Origin of the sequence: Pantoea sp. SM3 (genome assembly GCF_000963995.1) — a bacterium.
Lineage (GTDB): Bacteria > Pseudomonadota > Gammaproteobacteria > Enterobacterales > Enterobacteriaceae > Pantoea > Pantoea rwandensis_B.
In genome coordinates this window covers 31,887-57,372 of record NZ_JZRD01000015.1, presented here as the reverse complement: position 1 = coordinate 57,372, position 25,486 = coordinate 31,887, and the positions used below count along the sequence as shown (strand labels likewise).

At 52.1% G+C, this 25,486-nt stretch carries 17 protein-coding genes and 1 pseudogene; 8 read left to right on the top strand and 10 right to left on the bottom strand.

Features of this window, described 5'->3' with window-relative positions; genetic code table 11:
* The first annotated feature begins 243 nt into the window (after positions 1-243).
* Complete coding sequence (locus VI01_RS09705) at positions 244-1,773, top strand: Fic family protein (RefSeq protein ID WP_045814970.1); 1,530 nt, start codon at positions 244-246, stop codon at positions 1,771-1,773.
* A gap of 901 nt (positions 1,774-2,674) precedes the next feature.
* Positions 2,675-3,190 (top strand): annotated as a pseudogene (locus VI01_RS25920) (OprD family outer membrane porin); the annotation flags it as partial.
* Between the two features lie 205 nt (positions 3,191-3,395).
* Here the strand turns inward: VI01_RS25920 and VI01_RS24865 are convergent.
* The 6 genes from VI01_RS24865 to VI01_RS09680 all read right to left on the bottom strand — a co-directional run bounded on the left by VI01_RS24865 (position 3,396) and on the right by VI01_RS09680 (position 11,772).
* Positions 3,396-3,635 (bottom strand): cupin domain-containing protein, encoded by a 240-nt coding sequence (locus VI01_RS24865; RefSeq protein ID WP_072050578.1) that lies wholly within the window; start codon positions 3,633-3,635, stop codon positions 3,396-3,398.
* 186 nt (positions 3,636-3,821) lie between these two features.
* Entirely contained in the window at positions 3,822-6,011 is a 2,190-nt protein-coding gene (locus VI01_RS09700; protein WP_045814969.1) for a TonB-dependent siderophore receptor, read from the bottom strand.
* Positions 6,012-6,036: 25 nt separating this feature from the next.
* Positions 6,037-7,362 carry a lysine N(6)-hydroxylase/L-ornithine N(5)-oxygenase family protein gene (locus tag VI01_RS09695; protein ID WP_045814968.1) on the bottom strand — a complete coding sequence of 442 codons (1,326 nt, stop codon included), beginning with the start codon at positions 7,360-7,362 and terminating at the stop codon, positions 6,037-6,039.
* Positions 7,359-9,083 carry an IucA/IucC family siderophore biosynthesis protein gene (gene iucC, locus VI01_RS09690; RefSeq protein WP_045814967.1) on the bottom strand — a complete coding sequence of 575 codons (1,725 nt, stop codon included), beginning with the start codon at positions 9,081-9,083 and terminating at the stop codon, positions 7,359-7,361. The genes VI01_RS09695 and iucC overlap by 4 nt, the downstream gene beginning before the upstream one ends.
* Positions 9,083-10,030 carry a GNAT family N-acetyltransferase gene (locus VI01_RS09685; protein WP_045814988.1) on the bottom strand — a complete coding sequence of 316 codons (948 nt, stop codon included), beginning with the start codon at positions 10,028-10,030 and terminating at the stop codon, positions 9,083-9,085. The genes iucC and VI01_RS09685 overlap by 1 nt, the downstream gene beginning before the upstream one ends.
* Entirely contained in the window at positions 10,030-11,772 is a 1,743-nt protein-coding gene (locus tag VI01_RS09680) for an IucA/IucC family siderophore biosynthesis protein (RefSeq protein WP_045814966.1), read from the bottom strand. The genes VI01_RS09685 and VI01_RS09680 overlap by 1 nt, the downstream gene beginning before the upstream one ends.
* A 137-nt stretch (positions 11,773-11,909) precedes the next feature.
* Between VI01_RS09680 and VI01_RS09675 the strand changes: the two genes are divergently transcribed.
* Both VI01_RS09675 and VI01_RS09670 read left to right on the top strand, forming a co-directional pair.
* On the top strand, positions 11,910-13,115 hold the full coding sequence (locus VI01_RS09675) for an MFS transporter (protein WP_045814965.1): 1,206 nt from the start codon (positions 11,910-11,912) through the stop codon (positions 13,113-13,115).
* Between the two features lie 16 nt (positions 13,116-13,131).
* On the top strand, positions 13,132-14,025 hold the full coding sequence (locus VI01_RS09670; RefSeq protein WP_045814964.1) for a siderophore-interacting protein: 894 nt from the start codon (positions 13,132-13,134) through the stop codon (positions 14,023-14,025).
* A gap of 368 nt (positions 14,026-14,393) precedes the next feature.
* On the opposite strand, the gene paoC is transcribed toward VI01_RS09670, so the two are convergent.
* Genes paoC through paoA form a run of 3 tightly spaced genes read right to left on the bottom strand, consistent with a single transcriptional unit; the run spans position 14,394 to position 18,180 of the window.
* Positions 14,394-16,592 (bottom strand): aldehyde oxidoreductase molybdenum-binding subunit PaoC, encoded by a 2,199-nt coding sequence (gene paoC, locus VI01_RS09665; protein ID WP_045814963.1) that lies wholly within the window; start codon positions 16,590-16,592, stop codon positions 14,394-14,396.
* On the bottom strand, positions 16,589-17,545 hold the full coding sequence (locus VI01_RS09660) for a xanthine dehydrogenase family protein subunit M (RefSeq protein WP_045814962.1): 957 nt from the start codon (positions 17,543-17,545) through the stop codon (positions 16,589-16,591). Before VI01_RS09660 ends, paoC begins: the two co-directional genes overlap by 4 nt.
* Positions 17,542-18,180, bottom strand: a complete 639-nt coding sequence (gene paoA / locus VI01_RS09655) for an aldehyde dehydrogenase iron-sulfur subunit PaoA (protein WP_045814961.1) — start codon at positions 18,178-18,180, stop codon at positions 17,542-17,544. The genes VI01_RS09660 and paoA overlap by 4 nt, the downstream gene beginning before the upstream one ends.
* Positions 18,181-18,441: 261 nt before the next feature.
* Between paoA and VI01_RS09650 the strand changes: the two genes are divergently transcribed.
* Complete coding sequence (locus VI01_RS09650) at positions 18,442-18,861, top strand: DUF393 domain-containing protein (RefSeq protein WP_045814960.1); 420 nt, start codon at positions 18,442-18,444, stop codon at positions 18,859-18,861.
* A gap of 252 nt (positions 18,862-19,113) precedes the next feature.
* Here the strand turns inward: VI01_RS09650 and VI01_RS09645 are convergent, their stop codons facing one another.
* A complete protein-coding gene (locus tag VI01_RS09645) occupies positions 19,114-20,007 on the bottom strand; it encodes an SDR family oxidoreductase (RefSeq protein WP_045814959.1) in 894 nt (297 codons plus the stop codon).
* A 656-nt stretch (positions 20,008-20,663) separates the two neighbouring features.
* On the opposite strand from VI01_RS09645, the gene fdhF reads away from it, so the two are divergent.
* Genes fdhF through VI01_RS09630 form a run of 3 tightly spaced genes read left to right on the top strand, consistent with a single transcriptional unit; the run spans position 20,664 to position 25,478 of the window.
* On the top strand, positions 20,664-23,636 hold the full coding sequence (gene fdhF / locus VI01_RS09640; protein WP_045814958.1) for a formate dehydrogenase subunit alpha: 2,973 nt from the start codon (positions 20,664-20,666) through the stop codon (positions 23,634-23,636).
* Complete coding sequence (locus VI01_RS09635; RefSeq protein ID WP_045814957.1) at positions 23,636-24,118, top strand: DUF1641 domain-containing protein; 483 nt, start codon at positions 23,636-23,638, stop codon at positions 24,116-24,118. Before fdhF ends, VI01_RS09635 begins: the two co-directional genes overlap by 1 nt.
* Complete coding sequence (locus tag VI01_RS09630; RefSeq protein ID WP_052696990.1) at positions 24,111-25,478, top strand: cytochrome ubiquinol oxidase subunit I; 1,368 nt, start codon at positions 24,111-24,113, stop codon at positions 25,476-25,478. The genes VI01_RS09635 and VI01_RS09630 overlap by 8 nt, the downstream gene beginning before the upstream one ends.
* Positions 25,479-25,486: the final 8 nt, after the last annotated feature.

Here is a 25,486-nt window from a genome sequence, read left to right as displayed (position 1 = left end):
ATGATGGCAGCCGGGAATGACTGCGGCTGTCCTCTAACATGTTCAAACCTCAAACCTCATCAATCCTAGGCGCCTTACATCTGATTATTTCTTCGCCACCCTGTCATTATCATTTTCGTTTTACCTCGTGCTTTTGTTAGTGTTTTTGCGAGAAAATTATCAGAGTCGCGTGCTGGATTATCATTTTAGCGCTAAAGTGGTTTAAAATTATCGTTTTCACTTAGAAATTAAAGGATTCAGCTGATGCTGGTGGGGTTTAAGGCGCTCTGCAAGCGCTATCACATTGAACTGGTTCAGCCACTGCGGGTGGAATCATCTATTAGCACGGTTCGCGCCACTCATGAGAATCAGGGACGCATCGAGAAGCGCTATCCTACCAGCTATCAGCCTGATGATAGCTTCTCAGGCCATTTTGCTTTCGGCCTCAAATATGAAGAGATCCATCTGGAGTTTTTTGCCCGCCTCTTCGCTGCCATCGGCCCTGAACCGATTGAAAGCTGGTGCCTGCGAGAACCCTTTGGCCAGTACGCACGCCGCACCGGCTTTCTCTACGAGTGGCTGACGGGTAATACGCTCACTAACGTGCCTGATTTGGCTAACGGCGGCTATGTTGCGGCGATCTCCGCGAAGGACTATCTGACGCGAACTGCAGCAATCAAGAATAAACGCTGGCGTATCAACGATAACTTACCCGGCTCGCCTGACTTTTGTCCTGTGATTCGCCGCACGCCTGAGGTTGAGAATGCCATTGCCTTTGATGTCAGGGCAGCACTGCATGAACTGGATGATACCTTTGGCGCAGATGTTCTGCTGCGAACCGCCAGCTGGCTGACTTTCAAGGAATCCCGGGCCAGCTTTTTGATTGAGAAAGAGGCAGAACAGGCCGATCGTATTCAGCGTTTCGCGCATGTGATCGCGCAATATTGCGGCCAAATCGACGATCCACTCAGTGATGAAAGCCTGCATATTCTACAAAAAGGGATTCTTGGCCATGATGCCCTCGGTTTAGGGCTGCGTCGCTCGCCGGTCTTTGTCGGACAGGCCACGATGCGCGAGGACATCGTGCATTACGTGGCGCCACAATTTGAAGACCTGCCGCAGTTTATGCGTGGATTACAAGAATTTGAGCTCTCCACGCGTGGCGCCGAGCCCCTGGCAAGAGCGGGCGTGATTGCTTTCGGCTTTGTCTATATTCATCCGATGCGCGACGGGAATGGTCGTATTCACCGCTTCCTGATTAATGACGTATTGATACGCGACGGCGCCATCCCTGAGGGCGTTATTCTGCCGGTCTCGGCCAGTATCACCAGCTCACTGGATTTCCGCGTGGGCTATGACCGCACACTTGAAGTGTTTTCAAAACGCCTGATGCGCCGCTACGCGACCTCCTGCCATTTCGGTGGGATCGTGATGTATGACGATGGTACACCGAGCAACTTCTCTTTCTCTGATTATGATGATGCCCGTTTCGCCTGGCGCTATCCGGATTTAACCTCGCACGTGCTGTACACCGCTAAAGTGATTGAGCACACCGTACGCGTGGAAATGGCCGATGAAGCCAGAGTGTTGACGATTTTCCAGCAGGCGCAGGAGAGACTGAAGGAAGTGCTGGAGATGCCGGATCAGGATGCAAATCGCATTATTCGGTCATTGAAGGAAAATGGCTGGCAGGTGTCGGGGAAGCTGAGGAAGGAGTATCCACAGTTGGAGGATGCTGCAAGGGCGGAAAAGATTGTGGTGGCGGTTAAGTCGGCGTTTGAGGAGGGGAGTTAAGGGATAGCTTCTGTGAAGTATGATAGGGAGAATTAGCTGTTGGGGAGAGATATTTATATTGAGGTCAATGCCGATAGTTAATTTCTGTGAGTAAACAACATTTCACAAAGTGTTACGGAAGGCATTAATAAATGACTTTTCCATGAACGTTAATCATTAAATTCGAGGCAGTGATGCGAAGGTGCATGTGGCTCAATAATGTCCCTTGTATACATTATGACAGTGAAATTATAGGATGATTCCCTATCGCCATTAATCAAACAGAGATTAAACTTAACAAGGGTAATCAACGGGAGGATATATGGACGATTGCATCATTTTTAGCGAGGGCAAGCAACCCTTTATTAAAAAGTATCCCGCAACAGCACTCATATTGAAATTTATAATCCTGTGACAGGAAGTTTCGATAAGTTCAGGTTTCATGCTGTTTTAAAGGGAAGAATGACACGTAATCCCCAGCGATTTCTCTATGCAGGGAAAGGGAAAACAGACCCCTATGAAGAGTGGGATGTCTGGCAGCATATCCATCATTTAAATCCATCGCCTGTATCCATTTCCTGAAGTGGATATGACTTAGCAGGGGGTGTTAGGTTGAATTTAAGGAATGTCATCAGTGTTAATGACTAAATCTCACCATGCAGTAGACTGCTTTTTTGGATTAAAAACACCTCAAGGCATGTGTTGATCGATTTTAATTTTAAGTTAATCATTATCCCACCCTGGCAAGATAGAGCCGATTTAACAACCGCCCCCTGACGACTAACCTGATAAATAGCATTCTACCGACGTTGTAATCTGGTACTAGATGCCGATTTTTATTGATCGTGTTCGAGGACGTAACCTAAGTCATTATCAGCTATTGAAAGCCACGGATAAATAGAGTGTATTCAGCTCTGGCTTCAATTATGCCGGTGGCAGTTACACGCAAGTAAAACAGCTAGAACTTAGTGGCTACTTTACGCAGCTTAGTGATTTCCACCAGCAGAATTATGTCGGTATGACCAAGACGTTGTCGTCGGGCCCGGGAAAACTGAAAGCAGATTTGCGCTGTTTCAACAGCCGGAGTAATGGCAATGAGTACGGCGGAAGTGTTGATAACAACGCATACGGCAGCATTGCATCTTAGTCAGCGTGGGGCAGCACGTTTGGTGTGGGTTATCAGCAGCTAACGGGGCCGAGTGGCTAGCCTTACCTCGATTCGGGTCAGTCGGTTGATGGCGTATCAACTGTAACATCCGGCAGCGCAAATTAGCTTGTGAGCGAGTCGCCGTTATCTAAATTTAAAACTGCACATGAGCGAGCGCTGGTCCTACGTTCCACTGCAAAACTGTACACGCTGGGTTTTCCTGGAATCAGTTTTAATAGCAGCTATGTTTCGGGTAGTCATGAGCTCGTATCCAGCGCCAGTGGCAATTAGAATGAATGGGTTCGCGAACTGGGGCTAAGTTATCAACTGTCTGAGAGCGTGGCAAAAGGTGTCACCCTGGCTGGAAGAACGTCACCTATCTTATCAATATTACCGGCACGCGTAGGCAGGATCAGGACATGCTGGTCGTTAACTGGAAATTTAGGATTATGTATAAGCGCTGATGAAATTAAAGTGGTGCATCCGGTTGATCGTATTAGCCCGCCGGATTACTCCGCGTATTTTTAACTTTCGTTTTGCATCCATCTCTCTGCGCTTTGACCGCAGGATTAACGTGCTCATCCAGTCGAAACCACAAGTGACCTTTTCGGATCGAGATGAATTTCATGCCTTCAAACCCAGGATACCGCATAGACCAGTGAGACCCTGCAGACTGTCCTGTGGTGACAGAACTTTGGGCAGCGAGTAGTTGAAGAACATCAGATAAGGGATCCATAATTTTCTCACAAAATAATTCGCGGCTTTGCGTTAGTAAAAGGCTAATGACTTTGGATGAGAGTGGCAAGCTTGCGGTTGGCGCAACTGAGCTTGGTCAAATTGGCGGCTGTTTTCTGTGTAAAATAAATATCAGTTAAAACGATAAATAAAAAGTCATTAGCTCGCGCTAATGACTGCTTAAAAATCAGAATATAACTGAATAATTAAGACCGAATGTTCTGCCGCGGCCCTTATAGGTATAAAGTCCGGCGTCGCCATAGGTTGGGCTGTAAAGCCCTGGAGCGCGCTGTCCCCATGCGGTGGTATAATCTTTGTCTAATAGGTTTTCCACGCTGAAACTGAGCTTTCCAACTGGCAAAGCGTAACTGCCTAAGAAATCAACGGTGTTATAGCCATTGATCTTCTTGCCATCAGCATCTGAAACATCGAAAGTCTGGGTGCTTTGAACTCTCAGGCTCCAGTCACCCGGGGCCCAATTTAACCAGGCACTGACTTTAGATGGGCTTGCACTGTCAATTGTCAACTTTTCCCATTTTCCATCGACGCGAGTTTCAGATTTTATAATGTTGAAGTTAGAACCCGTGCTCCACTCGCTGTCATTGAAGAAATAATCAACTTGCCCTTCAACACCATAAATCCGGCGCTTATCGTCATCCAGATTAATGGTCATATCGGTTTTATTAATGCTGATGGTTTTATCAGAGAGCGAATAATAAGCCGCCAGCTGGGTACGCAGATTATCTCCGGTATAACGCCAGCCAAGCTCGTAAGCATCAACTTTAATGCCATCCAGTTTGGAGTCATTGACGTTAACGCTGTTAGTCAGGTTGTAATGGCCGTTAGCCAATTGGTAGGTGCCAGAACCATAATATTTCGCCAAATCGGGTATTTCAAAGCCCTGCGAGAAGTTAAACCATACCTGCTGGCGCTCGGTTATGCGTCCCAAAATCCCGGCATTAAACAGCAAATTATTATAGTCCGTTGAGCCACCTGGAACGGCATCAGCCGAGGTTGCCCGACCGGTCGCAATGGCTTGCTGCTGGGCGTAGCCAACAAAGTCATCGACTTTGTTCTTCGTATATTGGTAACGAACACCACCGCTGAGCGTGATGGCATCTATGTCATAACTGGATTGCAAGAAGGGCGCCAGATTAGTGATGCTGTAGCCTGGATAGCGCCCGACGTTATAGGCATTTTCCAGGGTCATTCCACCACTTTGTGCCGCGGTGTTCAGGTTAAAGAACTGCTGGTTGGCATCAAACGTTTCATGGTCAGCATCTACGCCGTAATTCAGCGTCAATGCATCCAGGGGTTTACTGTTGAGGGTCAGTTTACCGCCGTAGAAATCGGTTTTCTGCTGTGAGGCGCCAATACTGGTTACCCGGCCACCGCTGAGCGTAGGGAAGGGGTAGAACGTGAGGTTTTCATCACGATAGTAAATCTGTGCCACCAGATCCTGGCCGAGAAAATCGGTATTAGAATATTGCAGGTTGATCAGATGGCGTTCAGTGCCAGGCAAACGATCGGAGTTGAGATTGCCAGAGTTGTAAGCGTTAGCAGAACCGGTTACAGCGGAAAAATTTTCACCCAGATACAGTCCATGCTTGCCATCAGATTCGCTTTTGAAATACTGCGTGGTGAGCTGCAACTGCTGGTTTTCATCGATATTCAGCGTTCCCGTGCCCATGATATCCATACGATTGGAGTACTGCAGCCCGGTCTGGGTATTATCAATGATCACCTCATCGCCTTTGCCATCATACCAGCCGCCGTAACGCTGATACGCCACTGACAACCGACCGGATGCTTTATCATTCCCGCCACTTACCCCGGCACCGATATTCTCATCATGATCGTTATGGCTGTTGAAGCCACTTTTGGCACCGGTCTGTAATTCAACTTCGCTACCCGTCTGACCTTTTTTAGTGACGATATTGATCAGGCCGCCGGTACTGCCGCCGCCATAGAGTGACGTGGCGCCTGAAATCACTTCAATACGCTCAATATTAAATGGATCGATGGAATCAAGCTGGCGGCTGTCGCTGCGTGATGAATTCAGGCGAACGCCGTCCACCATCACCATCATTGAACGTCCCCGCATGTTCATGCCGTAATTGGTTCGCCCCTGGCTACTGACATCCATGCCCGGAATGAGCTGCGCCAGTACTTCCTTTAACTCTTTACCGCCCTGAACCTGCTGCTCAATTTCGGCCTGCTCAATAATCCATGTGGTCTGTGCCATTTCCGCGACGCTACGGTGGGAGCGGCTGGCGGAGACCACCATTTGATCTTCCTTTGTCTCTTCAGCCCAGGCGCTTGAAGTGAGCATAGCGAGCAAACACGGTTTTAATACCCAGAGATACGGCTGTTTCATTTTTTATTTTTTTCCGATGAAGTGTTCAATACAGAACTGAATTAACGGTACGTTGAGGTTCCTGACCCTGCACCTCTGGCTGCTGTGTTCGCCATTGGATAACGCCAGGGGTTGTAGCCAGCTCGAAAGGCTCATCTGGGTGCGCACGATTAAGAATGCGTGCAGCTCGCCAGGCCATCAGGCTAAGCTGGGGTTCTGCAATGCCCAGGCTTTGCATCCCGGCATTGACGGCAAAAAGGCTGTTACTGTTTGGCCCATCCCAGTTAAGGGTGAAATCGGTGTTGATTTGGAAATTCTCATCTGGATCCAGCTGCAACCGATGTGCAACAGGCGCCAGAAAAGCGGGACGAGCTGGGCGATAGCCGGTAGCAAATATCACCACATCGGTGGCCAGCTGCTCTTCGCCATGGTCGAGCTGATGACGCAGTGTCAGCTGTGAGTGATCCTGTTGATTTGCAATATGGGTGACCGAACGAGATGGCATCAGATGCGCCCAGGGCTGTTCACGCAGAACTTCAAAGCGGTGGTACATCGCCCGGTAGATAGCGAGCAGCGATTCTGTGGTAATGCCATCCGATGTCATTTTTTGTTCGTTCAACATCTGCTGGCGAGCGCTTTCACCTAAGGTGGAGAAACTCTCCAGGTATTCCGGAGTGAAATACTCATTGGCAAAGGCGGCTTCATCCAGCGCGTTGAAGTTATTACGGCGGGAAACCCAATTCAGGGCGGCGGGCTGGCCCCATTCACCGCGAAAGATATTCAGAAACAGATCGGCTCCGCTTTGACCTCCACCCACAATAGTGACGCGTTTACCTTTAAGGTCCGGCCTGCGAAGCATCATTTCGCTGGCATGGAAGCAGCGATCGCTCTGCTCTGAAACGCATCCAGGCAGACTTGCCTGTTTACCAATCCCCAGGCACACATGGCGTGCGTGATAGCGATCCTGAGCGGTTTCTACGGTGAAAAGCTGAGTTGCGTCATTAAAACTGACACGCGTTACCGCCTGGCTGAATGCCAGATTGCTCAGGCGAGCCGCGGCCCAGGAGAGGTAGTCTGAAAACTCCTCGCGTGACACCGTTCGCTGTTCGGTGGTCAGGAAACGGTAGAATTTTTTCCGCTGGACAAGATAGTTAACAAAGCTGTAGCGATTGGTGGGTTCAACCGCACTCACTAAATCCTTGAGGAAACTGGTTTGCATGGCACAATCCGGCACCATCATGCCGGGATGCCACGCAAAGTGGGGTTTGCGTTCAAGAAATAGAGACGTAAATCCTTCCAGGCCTTCAGCCAGTGCGGCGACGCTGAGGTTGAAAGGCCCAATGCCGATGCCAATAAAATCGTAGGTTTTCATGATTCTGACTCCCGGGTGGCCAGATAGAGGGGGTTATCAAGATCGGTAAGGTAATTTGGCAACATGCGGCTGCCACCGTCATGCTCAGAAAAAGTCAGTTTTACTGGGTTGAGAACAACGCGGATGATTTGCGGTTTGAACAGGTCGAATAACGCGAAACGATCAGCCATGGCCGGATGCTTCTCCATATATTGCTGAAGCACTCTGGCAAGCAGTCGGTAAAAATTCGGCTCACTGATACCGGACTGAAGCGTGAGTCGGGAGATGAAACGCAGCACGGTGACAAAGTGTCCGGTCTGTAAGTCATGGATTAGGTAGTCAGCGCTGAGTCGGGCGGTCACTTCCTTAACGGATTCAGGCAGAGATGACGCTTCCGGAAATGCGTCGTCGACCAGACGCATATCGCCCTGGAAGTCTTTAAGCAGGATGCGCTGCGGAATGTTGTCTTTCATCACCAGCGTGACATTTTGCCCATGGGCAATGAGCGCAACGCCATAACGACACATCAGGTGATAGAAAGGGATCACCGCGACTTTAAACATGCGGCTCAGCCAGCTTTCTGCATCCAGCGTTGAGCGTGCAATCCAGGCGCTAATTAGCGGATATCCGGCGTTATCCGTCTCCATCAATGCGGCCATTAGCACCGCCTGCTCGCCTTGTTGCAGATAACAGGAGGGATTTTCGCGCCAGATGACACCGAGCATCTCCTGATAGCGATAAGGTGCACCAGCCAGCGCGGCGTAACTTTCGTGCGCCAGATACCCTGCGGCCGGTTCGGCGAGGATTTGCGCGCCCGTTGCACGTAGCGTCTCATCTTGTGCAAATTGCTGCTTCAACCAGCCAGAGGCCAGCGGCCCGGCGGCAATGTATTTACCAGGAATGCCGCGATAGCAGGAGGTGTTGTAAATGGTCAGCGGTAGTTTGATATCAAAGCGCGCGACGCGGCTTACATTGGTCAGCGTGCGCAATGATTGCTGCGCCAGATAGCTATCCCCAAATTCCCCCAGCTCGACCATGTCACGGCGAGCCAGATAAGGCAGGAAGTGGATGGCGATTTTTTGATGCCACTGCCACGGGTGAACGGGCACCGCAATCCAGCTATCGTCGAGCTGAAAAGACTGCCAGCATTGGCGGAAACGCGTTAGCTCGGCGCTGTCCATGGCGCTGGAGATTAACCCTGCGATATCGCAGTTTTGGTCCTGACTCCAGACGAACTTATCCCGCCGCACCGCTATCCAGTGCAGACGAAATCGATTCCGGTACTCCGGGGCATAGGCGCGTAATGCATCGATTCCCCATCCGCGGCGACCCTTATTGAAAATGAACTTTGGATGCCCGCTGAGCAGGCATTGTAGTTCATCAGGATCGAGATCAATCAGATCGTCCGCAGTCAGAGACTGACGCGCTTCCCTTAGTTGCATATCACCACGAAGCGTTGCGTAGAGGTCTTCCAGGTGTTCAGCTGTCTGGGCATCGCTCATCTCCAGCACCGTCGCCAGTTGATGCAACAGGGCATCGGCCTCCGCGGGTCCGCCGCTGAGTGAGTCGGGCACGATGTGCAACCAGCCCCAGATACTGCGGCTGGCCGTAAAGTCCCACCGCACGGCACCCACGACGATGGCCCAGCGGCCGGAACTTTCTTCGCTGGCATGCAGCGCACGCTCATACTCAAGCTCAGCGAGAATTTTGGCGATCATCTCGCGATTGACCTGCTCCCACATCACAAGCCCACCTCCGTAAAGAAGCGGTGGCGCTCACTCATCACCAGACGGGAGCGTTTATGCGGAAAGTCGAATTCCTTGAGGGTGTGATAGCCCGCTACCGGGAGGTGACGGAAAAGACGTTGATTGTCGAAGCGGGGTTCAGCCACGACGCGCTGGGTACGGGATTCGTCCAGGAACAGAAAATGCGTCAGTCCGCGTAACCAACTGCGGATATGGTGCGCACCTCGCCACGTTTCTTCACCCACCAGCATATGCAGGCCACGATCGTAGGGCTGCCAGCGATAATGGCGACCGATACGATCTTCAGCCGCCCAGTAAACTTCGAAATATCCAAAAGGTTGATCGTCGAAACAACCTATCAGCGGATAGCAGTAACCTGAATCAAGCTGTTTACGCAGGTAAGTTTCCAGTTCTGGCTGCGGCGCGGCCATTTCCCAGAAGGCATTGACACGGGGATCGTTCATCCAGCGAGTAAAGCGCTCGGCGTCTTGTGCAATGTCTGCTACGCGGAAACTGAGTGTCCGCTTAATCTGGGGATCGTAACGGCGATAAACTTCGCCTTCCGGACGGGCAGGGCGCACGGGATAATAGAGCTGACGCTCCTGGTCAAACTGCATCTTCCCGCGGGCTACTGCGGGTTCGCTTCTGCACCAGAGTGGCAGCTGCCAGAAAGTCTCACGCGAGAAGAAGTCGCCGTTGACCGCGTCAAATAATTTCTGCGCCTGCGTTTCGTGTTGCCACTGTTCCCAGGGAAGGTGGATACCGCTTAGCTGTGGCGCTGCGACCAATAACTGGTCGATGACGTCAACAAGCCAGCCATCAGGCATAGAGGGGATCAGCGGCAATGATGCGCTGTTATCCAGTCCCAGCATCAAGGGTAAGAACTGCTCGGTTTGAGAACAGTAGAACCCCTGATTAACATGAACAATGTTTGCCTGCGGCATCATGACTTCTCCCTGTAAAACGGATTCTGGAAATCGAAGTAGATCACCGCCGGATCGACGATGGTGTTTTCGTTATGATCGTGGAGGTAACAATGGAAGTTGCCTTTGCAGTTCCAGTGTTTGCTATCGAGAACGTAATCCAGGGTGCGGGTATCGCTGACGCTGTTGCGTAACGCCGCCAGTTTGTCGCGCACCTGTTCCATCAGAAGAAGCTCAGTGGAGAAACCCGCAGCACCCAGCGCCGCGGTCACGGCAAGGGTCGAGTTTACTAACAGGTAATAAGGGAAATAACGCAGCACCTGATCCCAACTGAAGTGATTTTCGGCATCGGTTTCATCAATTTCGGCGAGCCAGTTGCTGGCATTTTCCGTGAAGCCGCTTCCCTGGCAGTCGCGATAAAGCAGGCCGATGGGGAGATCTTGCTGCATCTCCACCAGAATGTTTTGTTGGTGCGCCAGCAGCACCAAACCGAAGTTTGCTTCAGCGCTAAACAGGGGCAGCAGCACGTGATCGCAATAGGCGTTGAGCCAGCACTGCGCTGCCTGCGGTAAAGATAATCCCAGCCTGACGCTTAACCTGCGCACTGCCGCTGCCAGCAGGCTATCGCCTCCGTCAGGTGCAGCCTGTGTAAGACTTACCAGCACATTAGTCTGCGTTTCCGGAGTGTCGAAAAGCAGGTTTACCCTCAGTGCCATCAGACTCTCTTCCTGGATGACACCTTCCACATCGCGCAAACCGGCCCAGCCGTCTTCTTGCATGACCCGCATCGTGGGATGTTGCATCTGCATCGTTTGCCATTGCGCTGTCTGAGCAAGACGAGCAAGGCGCATACCGCGTTTCACCTCCTTCACCGACAATGTGCGAACAGAATTTGTCAGACGTACGCTGAGTGAAAATTTGATCATGTCGTTGCTGGCGGGAGAGTAAAGCGAACGGGACGAGCTGGTGGGGAACCATTCGCTGCCGGCTTCCCCTAAATCGACCAATGCCCCTTGCGCGACCAGTTGCTGGCACCATGATTGCGATAGCAGATGCTGTGCCTGCCAGGGATGCATCGGCACCAGCCAATGCGTATCGGTGAAATGGTGTAACAGATCTGGCGCATTTTGGGCGGTGAAGCGAAACAGTCGTGCGCGTAACGTCAGCCCGAGGCTCTCGCCAGCAATGTACTGCTTTTCAACGGATAACCAACGCAGCGGAAAGCGTGAGCCAAAATCAGGCAGATAACGCCGCGCCTCTGATTCACTGAATGGCTCATGCGATTTAGGCGCAGGATGAAAAGCGTGTCCCACCAGCAGCGCTTGTTCGGCGTCTGAAAATGAGAGCGGTTGTTGCCGCAAAGCTGGCCAGCGATGACGCAGATTAATTGCATGCCAGGTATTGGTATGGCTTTCCTGCACCCGATGTTGGAACCGTTCAATGGCGTTGCTTTTCAATTCCGTTCTTATGGCCGGTTTTGCCAGGATCAGTGACACCCATTGTTCAAAACTGACTGGCTCACCCACCGGGAATTCCGGGCTAATGAGCAGGGCTGGGAATTGATACTGATGATGTTGAGTAGGGGAAAAATAACGCAGTGGAAAACAGAGGGTATGAGAAGACGATAGCGGCAAAATGATGTGTTCATTTTGCAGTGGAGGCGCCTCCGTGAGATGTTTCCAGTCACGTGTTTCACGGAAAAGTGCGTTGAGAAAACATTGCGCCGCCACGTCTACTTCCGACGTCCGAGATAGATAATTCATAAGATAATCTCGCAGATCAACTGATAATGATTATCGTTATGATAAGTATTTCATTTACATTGACAACTGTTTTTGCAATATTTACATACATCTTAAGTCATATATATCCCTGTATTTAACGGTGTATTTACAAATTAATGTCAGTCATTTCAGGTTTGTTTAGTTTGAGGGTGGTAAGAAAATCCTCTTGGCCACTGGCTTTATGTGCCGGTTTGTTGGGGATTGGACAGAATGGCTTATTAGTTGTTCTGCCCCATTTGGTGGACTTGACGGGCCTCACCCTTTCCACCTGGGCAGGATTACTGCTCTTTGGTTCCATGCTCTTTCTGCCTGCTTCGCCTTGGTGGGGGAAAGTATCCGAAGTGAGGGGCTGCAAGTTCGTGGTCGTCGCGGCTCTGACCGGATATTTGTTGAGCTTTGGCGCACTGGCTGCTGTGGTAGGTCTGATGTCACAACACGCTCTCGGTGCGGGTCTGGGGCTGATGGGCTTAATTCTCTCCCGCGTCATTTACGGCCTGACTGTATCGGGCTTGGTGCCTGCCGCACAAACGTGGGCCATGCAACGATCGGGGCCAGAGCAGCGAATGGCCGCTTTAGCGACTATCAGTTCCGGCATCAGCTGTGGAAGACTGCTGGGTCCCCCTTTAGCCGCACTTGCTTTAGGTCTGAGTCCCATGGCGCCTTTATTGTTAATGGCCGGGGCGCCTTTGTTCGCATTACTCCTGATCGGCGGACAATATGCGGATCCTCCTCTTGGCGTCATGCCGCATCAATCCACACGTTTCCACAGCAAACTGTTGCCATTCCTTTGCCTGGCTTTACTGCTGGCGGTCGCTATCAGTCTGATGCAGATTGGCCTTGCACCGCTATTGCATCATTCTATCCAGCTGCCTGATGCCGTCAGCTATCATCTTGCATGGCTGTTGAGTCTGGCCGCGGTAAGTACCTTGCTGGCTCAATTTCTGGTGGTGAGGCCGCAGCGTCTGGGCATCACGTCGCTTTTGGTTGTGGCGGGCATGCTGATGATCGCAGGCTTAGCCATGATGGTGATGGGCAATTTACCGGTGTTATATGCCGGGATCGCCGTCACCTCTTTTGGCACAGCCATGGCCACGCCAGCCTATCAGTTACTGCTTAATCAGCAGCTCTCAATCGGCAAAGGAGCGGGTTTGATCGCGACCAGCCATACGCTTGGTTATGGCGTCAGTGCGCTGTTGGTACCCTTGATTACGTGGCTGGCAGGACAGGACCACTTAATGGCGGGTGCATGGAGTGCATCAATATTCTTCTTCATGATCACCCTCTGGCTGGTGGTCATTTTTAAATCAGAAAGTCAGCGCTGAGCGCCAGGAAAGAAGCATGGCCACCGTTCCCGGTTATAGAATATTTAATGTCACACTTTTGCAGAAGAGATGGCTGACCCCTTCACTGATGAGCTGTGTGTTCACTGGCGACCAGGTCGCGCAGATGAAGATGGATGGGCCGGACCAGCGCATCAAATTACTCCTCCCTTCTTCCAGCGGCCTTGCTTCAGATTTGACTGAGAGCGGCGCATGGTGGGATCAACTTAAAAGCATCCCCGCTGAACAACGGCCAATACTCCGCACTTATACGCTTCGACACGTCAATGCGACTGAGAGAAAAATGGACGTGGAGTTTGTCATTCACGGCATAGAAGGACCTGCATCGGCTTGGGTGTTATCTGCCAGCCCAGGTGATTCTCTACAGATTGTTGCGCCTAATCGTGAACATGAAGCCAGCAGCGGTGGATATGAGTGGAAACCCGATCCTGAGGTGGAGCGAGCATTGATCATTGCTGATGAGACAGCGCTACCTGCGGTTAAGGGGATTTTAGCGCAAATGGCTGAAATGCCTTCTCCGCCGCAAACTCAAGTCTTTCAGGAAGTCCCATTAGAAAAAGACGTTGTGGACCTGAGCAAATACGCCTTTGCTGAGGTATTTTGGCTTCCACGCGACAAACTAAACACCGTTCACGGCGAAGCACTGTTGGCCGCGGTAAGAGAGCAAGCTGTTATCCCTGCTGACACAATCAATACGTTCCATGACTGCGCGTATGAAAGCGAACAGGAAGATCTGTGGCAGAGTGCAGAAAGCATGAATAAACGGTTTTATGGTTGGGTTGCGGCTGAGTCTTCAACGGTAAAACATATTCGTCACTACCTGGTTGGGGAGCGAAATATTGAGAAAACTCTGGTCAGCTTTATGGCGTACTGGAGCAAAGGGAAAGTATGAACCTGACGATGTAAAACCCACCTACCCGGTTTTTCCATCGCCCGATTGCGTCTATTTTTCTCTACAATCTCTGTATCAAAAAACCAATTGAACCTTAGCGGCGCGCTCTTTATCCGAAGCGAGGTCTAATGCTTGTGCGGCATCAACCATATTTATAGAGTTTGCGTGTAGCTATGCTGCGGGGAACTGAAAACCTGCTGCGGGGTGCCAGGCAGCTAATGGCTGACCTGGTGACCAGCAGCACGCCGTCAGTGAACCCGAACGCATTCCGCTCCAGCCGTTTTACCGATGGCGTAGTGATTCGCGCGCAGCGCTGTTGTGATAATGGGAATACGGTCCAAGCTCCACTGAGACAGGCCTGGATGGCATTAAGCGATCTGCGGTAATGCCTTCAGGAGTTTATCCAGCGTAACCGGATAATCTCTTACCCTGACTCCCGTCGCGTTGTAGATGGCATTCACTATAGCCGCACCGACACCACATAATCCCAGTTCACCCACGCCCTTGGCTTTCATCGGCGAAGAGACCGGGTCGGCATCTTCAAGAAAGATGACTTCCTGATCGGGAATATCAGCATGAACCGGCACTTCATAGGCCGCCATGTCGTGATTGACAAAGAATCCCAACCGGGTATCCACCGCGAGTTCTTCCATCAGTGCGCCACCTAAGCCCATTGTCATCGCGCCGATGACCTGACTACGCGCGGTTTTCGGGTTGAGTATTCGACCCGCTGCACAGACAGCCAACATGCGGCGCACGCGCACTTCCCCTGTGCAGATATCCACGGCTACCTCGGCAAAATGCCCGGCAAAGGTGGATTGCTGATACTGCTGATCGAGATCGCCAAACTCAATGGTGTCTTCTGCCGTCAGAGTGCCTTGAGCCGCCGCTGCAGTCAGCGGCACGCTGCGATGACCTGAGCGCACTTCGCCCCCTACAAACTCTGCTTCATCAGGATTGATACCCAGTGCTGTCGCCACCTGCTCACGCAGCTTCACACAGGCGGCATAAACGCCGGCTGTTGAGGTATTCGCGCCCCACTGACCGCCCGATCCTGCAGAGACCGGGAAATCTGAATCTCCCAGTTTCACCGTCACTTGTTTGACAGGCACGCCCATCATTTCTGCCGCTGTCTGGGCGATGATGGTGTAGCTACCGGTACCAATATCCGTCATGTCAGTTTCGACGGTGACGATGCCTTGTGCATCCAGATGCACACGTGCACCGGAGGGGGCAAGGAGATTGTTGCGGAATCCAGCGGCCACACCTAAGCCCACCAGCCAGCGCCCGTCTCTCACCTGCGCAGGTGATGCATTACGCTTTTGCCAGCCGAATTTATCTGCGCCGGTGCGCAGACACTCAATCAGCTGGCGGCGTGAGAAGGGGCGTTGGGTATCGGCGGGATCAACCTGAGTATCATTCAGTATGCGGAATTGCACCGGATCGATGCCCGCTTTTTCTGCCATCTCATCAATGGCAATTTCCAGCGCCATTAATCCCGGCGCTTCACCCGGTGCCCGCATCGCATTGCCTTCCGGCAGATCAAGCGTTGCCAGACGCAGGCCCGTCAGACGGTTGGCTCCGGCATAAAGGAGTTCCGTCTGTTGTACTGCGGTCTCAGGCGTACCGTTCGGCAAATTACCCGACCAGCTAATATGCGAAATGCCCGTAATATGCCCGGACTTGTCGGTACCCATGCGAATGTGCTGGATCGTCGCCGGTCGATGGGTGGTGTTATTGGGGATCATTGGCCGGGGCAGCATCACTTTTACCGGACGTTTAACGACACGCGCACCTAAAGCAGCCAGCAGGGCATCACTGCGCAGAAACAACTTTCCGCCAAAACCCCCGCCAATATAAGGCGACAGCACCCGCACTTTTTCCAGCGGCAGGTTCAGGGTCTTCGCGAGATCGGATCGGCACCAGTTAATCATCTGATTTGATGTCCAGACCGTTACCCTGTCTTTATTCCACATGGCCATTGAAGCATGAGGTTCCATGGCCATATGGCTTTGGTCCGGCGTGGTATAGGTTTGGTCCAGCACAAACGCCGCTTCACTCAGGGCACGCTCTGCATCTCCTACGATTTTATCCGGAGTATCTTCGGGTGGAGAGGTGACGGAGGGTTTCGCATCCTCAAGGCTGTAAACCCCTTCTTCTTGCTGATAGCTAACTTCTACCAGCTGGGCTGCCGCACGTGCCTGTTCAAACGTTTCAGCGACAACTAATGCCACAGCCTGATGGTAATGTTCGATATGGTATTCAGCCAGCAACGTTGCCGTGTTCATCTCTCCCTTACCGAGTTTGCCCGCGTTTCTGGCCGTGACAACGCCTAAGACGCCCGGAGCACCTTCAGCGGCTGCGGTAATGAGTGAAGTCATTTTTCCTTTGGCAATCGGGCTGCCCACCACGTACCCATACGCGACATCGGGCGCTTCATCATGCCATTCATAGGCGTAAGGCGCGCTACCGGTGGTTTTAAGCGGACCATCAATGCGATCTAAGGGGCGTCCCACGTATCTGAGCTGGTCAATAGGATTGGTGCCGGCAGGTTTCTCAAATTTCATGGTTTTGCCCTCGCTTCTGCCAGCACCGAAGCCAGGGTGCGCTTCGCCAGTACCAGCTTAAATTGGTTATCCGCCGTAGGTTGCGCATCCTCAAACAACTTATCGAAAACCGGCTGAGAACCCTTGGGCAGTTCGCTGTCTGCTGATGTCCGCCGCCAGGGCTGGTGCGCTACACCGCCCACGGCGATCCTTCCTGAGTTATCGCGGTGTACGATAGCGGCAATGGAAACCAGTGCAAAAGCATAAGAGGCGCGGTCGCGCACTTTACGGTAGATATGCGTGCCTCCCACCGGCGGCGGCAGTAAAACCGCGGTAATAAATTCGCCAGCGTTAAGCACCGTTTCAAGGTGAGGCGTCTGACCTGGAGCGCGGTAGAATTCGTCGATAGGAATTGCGCGCTCGCTGCCATCCGGGCTGACGGTTTCGATGGTGGCATCCAGCAGTCGCATGGCTACGGCCATGTCGCTGGGATGGGTCGCGATACAATCGTTACTGACACCCACCACGGCATGCTGACGGCTGTAACCCCCGATCGCCGCACAGCCGCTGCCGGGCTGACGTTTATTGCAGGGCTGATGGGTGTCATAGAAGTAAGGGCAGCGCGTGCGCTGGAGCAGATTTCCTGCGGTCGTGGCCTGATTACGTAACTGACCGGACGCCCCCGCGAGCAAGGCACGTGAAAGAACCGCGTAATCCCTGCGCACCCGCATGTCAGCGGCAAGATCGGTGTTACGCACAAGCGCACCGATACGCAGCCCACCTTGCTGGGTGGGCTCAACTTTATCCAGCGCCAATCCGTTCACATCAATGAGATGAGCGGGCGTTTCTATCTCCAGCTTCATTAAATCCAGCAGGTTGGTGCCGCCAGCAATAAACTTTGCGCCGGGGTTTTGCTGTACACGCCTGGCGGCTTCCAGAGGAGAGGTGACTTTTTCATAGCTGAAGGCTTTCATGATGTCTGACCCTCCGCGTAGTCTTCAATAGCGGCGAGGATATTGGCGTAGGCCCCGCAGCGGCAGATATTGCCGCTCATACGCTCGCGAATTTCATCTGCATGCCGCGTTGGCTGCTCCAGCAGGTCTGAGGAAACGTGGCTGGGGATCCCGTCTGCAATCTCTTTCAGAACGGCCACGGAAGAGCAAATCTGTCCCGGCGTGCAGTAACCGCACTGATAGCCATCATGTTTGATGAATGCAGCCTGTAGCGGGTGCAGATTGTCCGGCGTCCCCAGGCCTTCAATGGTGGTGACCTCAGCGTGCTGCTGCATCACCGCCAGCGTGAGGCATGAATTAATGCGTCGCCCATCTACGATAACGGTACAGGCACCGCACTGACCGTGGTCGCAGCCCTTTTTGGTCCCGGTAAGATGCAGATGTTCGCGTAAAGCATCCAGCAGCGTGGTGCGGGTATCCAGATGCAGGGACTGCTCTTTACCATTCACTTTCAAGGTTACTGGCATCAAGGCGGGTGGCGGTGTGGTGGCTAACGCGTGTTTGCTCGACGCGGTCGCAGATGAATCGTTGTTCGCTGTTTTGGCGCCTTCTTTGACGCTAGCCTGCTGGTGGTTGACATCGTGTGGGGTGCTCATACCCAGCCTCCAGAAAATTTGGGTGCCTAAGGCACCTCTGTTTATAAGGTTTTTTGGAAACACTAAGCATAGACGTCAATTCAGCATTGCGGGCTGGCCGGGCTATTTCCTTCCTGGAGATAAGCAGAATGGGAAATAAAACAGCTTAAACACGGCTGAGTAGGGCAGTAAACCGTCTCGCTTAGATTGAGACTTTCCCGCATCGCTTGACGTAAGAGTAAGATGTGCCGTACTGACTGTTTATCGAATGGAAAAATCGTTATGTCGATGCCGCCCTTTCTCAATGCCGGGGATAAAGTCATCATTTATGATGGTGTGTGTAAATTGTGCAATGCCTGGGTTATTTTTTTGCTGAGCCATCACATCGATCGCAAAATACGCTTTGTAGCCATTCAGAGTGAGAAGGGTAAAACGCTGTTGAGATATGCCGGCTTGCCCGATGAAAATATTCGAACAATCGTTCTGATTAATCAGAATCAACACTGGCTCAGGTCACAGGCGATATGCCGGGCAATGGCATTTATGCCGTGGCCCTGGAAGGTGTTGTCTTTAATTCGTTTTCTGCCTGATTTTATTACTGACTTTATTTACAATCGTATTGCACAGAATCGCTATCGGTTATTTGGTCATTATGATGATGTTCATGAGATCAAGGAGGATTACCCCGGGAGATTTTTATGAGCGTGAAGCGCATCGACATCCTGCTGGTGAGCCAGCGCTAATCCGGTCTTAAGGCGCTGGACGCAGGAAGATAGTATTTAGTGTATTTCCGTTCAGTAAGCACAGAAGAGGGCCTCCCTTACCCGCGGCAATGAAAATGTGCTTTCACTTGGATCTTCATTGGTATGTTTTGCAAGTAGTTAATATGCCGCAAACATCAGAGGAAGAATGTGGTCGCGCAGGCGACCACATTCTGATTATTTTGAATGAATATCAGACCGTGCCGGTGCCGCCATCGGAGCACCAGACCTGGCCAGAGGTGAAACTGTTGTTGATTTCCGCAAAAGTGACATACAGCGGTGCGATTTCAGCGGGCTGGCCGGGACGGCCCAGGGGAGCGGTGGCCCCAAACTGTTCGATCTTCTCAGGTGGTTGACCGCCGGAGACCTGCAATGCCGTCCAGTACGGGCCAGGTGCCACGGCGTTGACACGAATCTGTTGCTCACCCAGCTGCTTCGCAAGGGCTTTGGTGAAAGTTGCGATCGCCGCTTTGGTCTGGGCGTAATCCAGCAAAATGGCGCTCGGCTCATAAGCCTGTACAGAAGAAGTATTGATAATGGAAGAACCCGCCGGCAGATGCTCCAACGCCGCTTTGGTTATCCAGAACATCGCATAAACATTGGTTTTGAACGTAGCGTCAAAATCTTCGGTGGAAAGTGTACGAATAGATTCATTGTATTGCTGACGACCGGCATTATTCACCAGAATATCCAGGCCATCTAATTTTTCCGCCGCCTCTTTCACCAGTTGCTGGCAGAATTCTTCAGAACGGATATCGCCTGGGATCGCTACAGCTTTGCGACCTTCCGCTTCGATTAATTTCACTACTTCAGCCGCGTCTTCCTCCTCGGCGGGAAGAAAGTTAATGGCAACATCTGCACCTTCGCGGGCATACGCAATAGCAACGGCGCGACCTATGCCCGAATCCCCACCGGTTATTAACGCTTTACGGCCGTTAAGACGTCCCGTTCCGCGATAGCTCGTTTCACCATGATCGGGGCGCGGTTCCATCTTGCTGGCCAGTCCCGGAATGGGCTGGTGTTGTTGTTTAAATGGCGGCTTTGGATATTCCTGAGTAATAAGTGTTTTGTTAGTAAATGAATTCATCTTAACCTACTAATTAACATGTTAATTAAGCTTGGCAAAGATGTGATGTTTGTCACGTAAGAACGAGTGAATTAGCTAAACTATTTAATCGCAGCGATTAATTAAGTGGTTTTTATCAAGCAAAAACAGGTAGGGATATTTGTTTTATATTGGCCCAGTCAGGTTTAGAAAGGTATAGCTATCAAGTCTGTACAAAAAGGTGAGCAGAATGAGAAGCCAAACCTTCAGAACCCTACACAAATTATTGCTATAAGTTCTTATTTAAATGCAAATGTTAACTAACACCCCCCTCCCACACACAATGCCATTTAGTATGTTGATTTTATTTGGTTAATGTTTTTCATTGTGTTGCTGGGTAGTGTGTTATCTACAAAATACATTTCATCCTGAATATGGTAAAGGCAGTGGGTGTAATATAAGCGAGACGAGATAAATTTAATTTCCCAAAGCTTAAGGACAGTAGTCATACATAAAATTATTAATTCACATCAATGACTTTCTGCGCTAATTTTTTTCTGACCCTGACCTTAATGGATATATAAGCGAAACCATTAATATTGCATTATTCACTTTGCTCACTAAGCTGAAGACATAACTTTACAATTACACGAGTATTCATTACGGGGATTTCCATCCCGTCCGTTGAGAGGCGATTAATGAGCGAAGCGAGTTGCAGCATTTTATATAATGGTGAGCGACTGACCGGAGCGGTTAATCAACCTTTAATTGATTTCCTGCAACTCCAGGGGAAAAAGCTACCGCATGTCTGCTATCACCCGGCGTTGCCGCCGCTTAAGAGCTGTGATGTCTGCTGGGTCGAGGCCGACGGTGAAAAAGTGCGCGGGTGTACGCTGTCCACAAGAGACGGGCTGGTGGTCAATAGCCAGAACGAAATGATGCAGGCGGCCCAGCAGGAGGGCATGGATCGCTTGCTTCAGCGACATGAACTCTATTGTACCGTCTGTGAACACAACACCGGTGACTGCACGCTTCACGATACCGTTGCCGATATGCATATTCCGATTCAGTACTACCCCTACGAACGCAAGCCTGCGGAAAAAGACACCTCCAATCCTTTTTACACTTACGATCCGGACCAGTGCATTCTCTGCGGGCGCTGTGTAGAAGCCTGTCAAAACGTTGAAGTCAACGAAACACTCTCGATTGACTATCAGTCGCCTCATCCGCGTGTTCTGTGGGATGGAGGGACCAAAATTGCGGGTTCCAGCTGTGTCAGTTGTGGTCACTGCGTAACGGTGTGTCCCTGTAATGCCCTGCTTGAGAAAACCATGCAACCTGACAGTGGTCCTTTTACGGCTATGGAGCCGGACCTCAAGCGACCGCTTATCGATTTTGTGAAATCGCTGGAGCCCAGCATCGGCATGGAACCCATTACTGGCGTTTCGCTTATTGATAATGCGATGCGGCAGGCAGAAATCAAGCGTACCAAAACCGTCTGTACGTATTGCGGCGTGGGGTGCAGCTTCGAAATTTGGACGCGCGATCGCCACATCATGAAAATCCAGCCGGTGGCAGAAGCACCCGCTAATGGAATCTCAACCTGTATCAAAGGGAAGTTCGGCTGGGACTTTGTTAACAGCCCGCACCGCCTGACGACACCCTTAATACGTGAGAACGGTCAGTTTCGTCCGGCCAGTTGGGACGAGGCTCTGCAGCGTGTGGCGGAAGGGCTGCGCAACGTTGAACGTCGTCACGGTGGAAATGCCATTGGCTTTATCGGCTCCAGTAAAGCGAGTAATGAAGAAGCCTATCTGACGCAAAAAATTGCCCGCCTGATTTTCAAAACAAACAACGTCGATAACTCTTCACGCTACTGCCAGAACCCGGCCACTGAGGGGCTGTTTCGTACGGTAGGATACGGCGGAGATGCCGGCACCATCAGGGATCTGCAGAAAGCAGACCTCATCATTACCCTGGGCAGCAATCTTGCTGAGAATCATCCCGTCATCGCCGCCCATATTAAGCAAAGCCACAAGCATCAGGGTCAAAAGCTGATGGTGGTGGATCCCCGGCGACATGAAATGGCAGACCGCGCTGACAGCTTCCTGCGTATCCGCCCTGGTACAGATATGGTCTGGGCATCTGCTATGGCGAAATATGCCTTTGAGCAGGGTTATGCCGATCTGCCTTTCCTTGAACAGCGGGTTAATCACGTTGAGGAGTATAAGGCCTCGCTTGCGCCGTTTACGCTGGAATTTGCCAGTGCCGTGACGGGACTTTCTGTCGATGAGCTGCAGGAAGCGGCAGAGTTAATTGGTCGGTCCAAACGCGTGTGTATTCTGTGGGCCATGGGGATTACGCAGCACAGCCATGGTGCGGATACCAGTACGGCGCTTTCAAACCTGCTGCTGGTCACGGGGAATTACGGCAGACCCGGCACGGGTGGCTATCCAATGCGTGGCCATAACAATGTCCAGGGGGCAAGTGACTTTGGCTGCCTCAGCAACGTTTATCCCGGTTATGAAAAGGTCAGCGATCCTTCTTCCCGTGAGAAATGGGCCCGCGCCTGGCATGTCTCCCCGGAATCGCTGTCCGATAAACCCGGTGCTGATAACTTCTTGATGGTTCAGCATGCACATGAAGGCACGATTCGGGCGATGTACGTGATAGGGGAAGAAACCGCTTTTTCTGATGCTGACTCAACCAAAGTGCATGAAGCCTTCAGTCAACTGGAATTCATGGTAGTTCAGGACATCTTCATGAGCCGTACGGCCGAGTTTGCGGATGTGGTTCTGCCGGGGTGCCCGAGCGTTGAGAAAGAAGGGACGTTTGTGAACACCGAACGGCGTATTCAGCATTTTTTCCCTGCACTGAAACCGCTGGGCGACAGCCGCCCTGACTGGGCTATTCTCACCGACGTAGCAGCCCGTCTGGGCCACCACTGGCATTACCCCAACCCCGGCGCAATTATGGCTGAAGCCGCGGGTATCGCGGAGATATTTGCTGGCGTGAATTATGAAAATCTCGTGGGCTGGCAGTCACAGATCTGGCCGGTTACGCCTGACGGGCAGAGTACACCCCTGCTTTACACCGAGCGCTTCCATTTCCCCGACGGTAAAGCAAGGCTCTATCCGCTCAGCTGGCAGCCTCCCATGGAAGAGGCGAATGATGACTACGACCTGTTACTGAATAATGGACGCATGCTCGAACACTTCCAGTCAACGAATCAGACCGGGCAGGGAGGCCGCATTATGTCCCTTTCGCCTAACTGGTTTGTTGAAATCTCTCCTGAGCTGGCCGCTGAGCGCCAGCTGTCGGAAGGCGAATGGGTCAGTCTGCGTTCCCGACGCGGTAAAATTGAGGTGCCGGTGGTCGTGACCTCACGCGTAGCGGGAAACGTTCTGTTTATTCCCATTCACCATGGAAAAGAGGGGATCAACAGCCTGACCGGCGACCATCACGATCCCGACGTCAACACGCCTGCCTATAAAGAAATTGCGGTGAAAATGACGCGCATTGACCGCCACCCACAGCCCAATCCTTTACCCACCCATAATTTCCGCTACGGCCAACGCACCCCTGTTTCCCATCTGGCGGTTGAGGAAAAATGGCAGCAGCAGGGATACCGCGAACCGCCCGAACACAGCGATCATCCGGAGAAATATTAATGGCAGAGCGACTCAATTACACCGTACCGCCAGTTCAGGATGAGCAGAATGCACAGGACGCGCTCAGTGAACTGCTGGAAAATCTGCACCAGCACGGTTTTATCCGACTGGCCAACGATATCGTTAAGGCAAACAGCGAAATAGGAAAAATTCTGGTGGCCGGGCTCAACCGACCCGGTTCGCGTAATGCGGTACAGAACCTGTCCCTGATGGTGATGGCTGTAGGGAGTATTCCACCTGAACGCTTCAACCATATTCTTCTGGCGCTGCGTGCGGCTGTGATGGCGACGAAACCCGCCAGTGAACTGAATGAGGGTCAGAAAGCGCCGGGTCTGAGAGGCATCTTCAAACTTCTCAACGACGATGAGCTCTGGCAAAGCCTCCGCCCGCTGATGGCGGTGCTGGAAACGTTTGTCACGGAGATACGACGTGAGGAAGAACCCCCGGTGACACGCTATAGCGGAAAGCCCACGCGTGAATGACGCCGAATGGGTATTGCTGATTGCGCGCGTGCAGTTTGCTCTGACCATGGCGATGCATATCGTGCTGGCAGCGCTCACCATGGGCCTTGCGCCCCTGCTGGTCTGGTTTGAAGCTCGCTGGTTGTGGCAAAAAAACACTGCGGCGCGTGATGCGCTGCACTTCTGGATAAAGATATTTTCCCTGACCGTGGCGGTGGGAGCCGTATCTGGCGTCGTCATGGAGTTTCAGTTCGGGACACACTGGGCTGCTTTTTCTCAGCAAACGGGTGGCATGATCGGGCCGCTTCTGTTTTATGAAGTGCTTACCGCTTTTTTTCTGGAATCGGCACTCACTGGCGTGATGTTATTCGGCTTTGGGCGGATCCCCCCCCATGTTCACTTTGCCGTGACCTGCATGGTGGCTTTTGGGGCGCTGTTAAGTGCCTTTTGGATCCTGGCCGCCAACTCCTGGATGCAGACACCGGTGGGCTTTACCCGGGATGACGCGGGGCACTTTGTTCCTGAAAGCATAATCCTTCTCCTCAGCGCACCTTCGTTTCCCTGGCGCTTTGCCCACATGGTGACCGCTGCGCTAATCGGAAGCGCGTATTTTATGATGGGTATCGCGGCATGGCGCCTGCTGCGCTTTCCGGGTGAAATGTCTTCTCAACTCATGCTGAAGAGCGCGCTGATCCTGACGCTTTTTGCCGTGCCGTTGCAGATGGTAACCGGTGATCTCCACGGCGAGAACACGCTGAAGTATCAACCCGCCAAACTGGCGGCTATTGAGGGAAGCTGGCAGCCGCCGCCGCAAGGGGAGGGTGAGCCGCTGCGTCTTTTCGCCTGGCCCGACCAAACGGCCCAACGTAATAGGGCAGAGATATTGGTTCCGTCGGTTGCCTCGCTTTATCTGCGCCATAATCTCACGGGTCACATTAAAAGCCTCAGTGAATTCCCGCCAGCGGATCAACCTCCTGTTGCTCCCGTATTTTTTGCGTTCCGGATAATGGTTGGGCTTGGAGTGCTGATGCTGATCACTTCGCTGGTGGCGCTAATGCAACTCAAGCGTGGCAGGCTTAATCATTCCGCTAAACTTTTGCGATGGCTGGTCTGCATGACACCGTCAGGTTTTACCGCCCTCATTGCGGGGTGGGTAGTGACTGAGGTGGGGCGACAGCCCTGGACGGTATACGGCATCCTGCGCACCTCTGAGAGTGTTTCACCCCTTTCTCTGACGTCCACTGTCATCATCTTTGTCGCCATCCTGGTTGTTTACGCTTCTGGTTTCACGCTGGGTCTGAGATATCTCCTGCGCCACGCTTCTGCTCCAATCCCTGATAAGCCAGGTATGGTTGCCGTTGCCCTGAAAACACCCCATTAAGGAAGGCT

Coding starts and splice junctions, on each gene's coding strand:
- VI01_RS09705 (WP_045814970.1), top strand. CDS start 244: ATGCTGGTGGGGTTTAAGGCGCTCTGCAAGCGCTATCACATTGAACTG.
- VI01_RS24865 (WP_072050578.1), bottom strand. CDS start 3,635: ATGGATCCCTTATCTGATGTTCTTCAACTACTCGCTGCCCAAAGTTCT.
- VI01_RS09700 (WP_045814969.1), bottom strand. CDS start 6,011: ATGAAACAGCCGTATCTCTGGGTATTAAAACCGTGTTTGCTCGCTATG.
- VI01_RS09695 (WP_045814968.1), bottom strand. CDS start 7,362: ATGAAAACCTACGATTTTATTGGCATCGGCATTGGGCCTTTCAACCTC.
- iucC (WP_045814967.1), bottom strand. CDS start 9,083: ATGTGGGAGCAGGTCAATCGCGAGATGATCGCCAAAATTCTCGCTGAG.
- VI01_RS09685 (WP_045814988.1), bottom strand. CDS start 10,030: ATGCCGCAGGCAAACATTGTTCATGTTAATCAGGGGTTCTACTGTTCT.
- VI01_RS09680 (WP_045814966.1), bottom strand. CDS start 11,772: ATGAATTATCTATCTCGGACGTCGGAAGTAGACGTGGCGGCGCAATGT.
- VI01_RS09675 (WP_045814965.1), top strand. CDS start 11,910: ATGTCAGTCATTTCAGGTTTGTTTAGTTTGAGGGTGGTAAGAAAATCC.
- VI01_RS09670 (WP_045814964.1), top strand. CDS start 13,132: ATGGCCACCGTTCCCGGTTATAGAATATTTAATGTCACACTTTTGCAG.
- paoC (WP_045814963.1), bottom strand. CDS start 16,592: ATGAAATTTGAGAAACCTGCCGGCACCAATCCTATTGACCAGCTCAGA.
- VI01_RS09660 (WP_045814962.1), bottom strand. CDS start 17,545: ATGAAAGCCTTCAGCTATGAAAAAGTCACCTCTCCTCTGGAAGCCGCC.
- paoA (WP_045814961.1), bottom strand. CDS start 18,180: ATGAGCACCCCACACGATGTCAACCACCAGCAGGCTAGCGTCAAAGAA.
- VI01_RS09650 (WP_045814960.1), top strand. CDS start 18,442: ATGTCGATGCCGCCCTTTCTCAATGCCGGGGATAAAGTCATCATTTAT.
- VI01_RS09645 (WP_045814959.1), bottom strand. CDS start 20,007: ATGAATTCATTTACTAACAAAACACTTATTACTCAGGAATATCCAAAG.
- fdhF (WP_045814958.1), top strand. CDS start 20,664: ATGAGCGAAGCGAGTTGCAGCATTTTATATAATGGTGAGCGACTGACC.
- VI01_RS09635 (WP_045814957.1), top strand. CDS start 23,636: ATGGCAGAGCGACTCAATTACACCGTACCGCCAGTTCAGGATGAGCAG.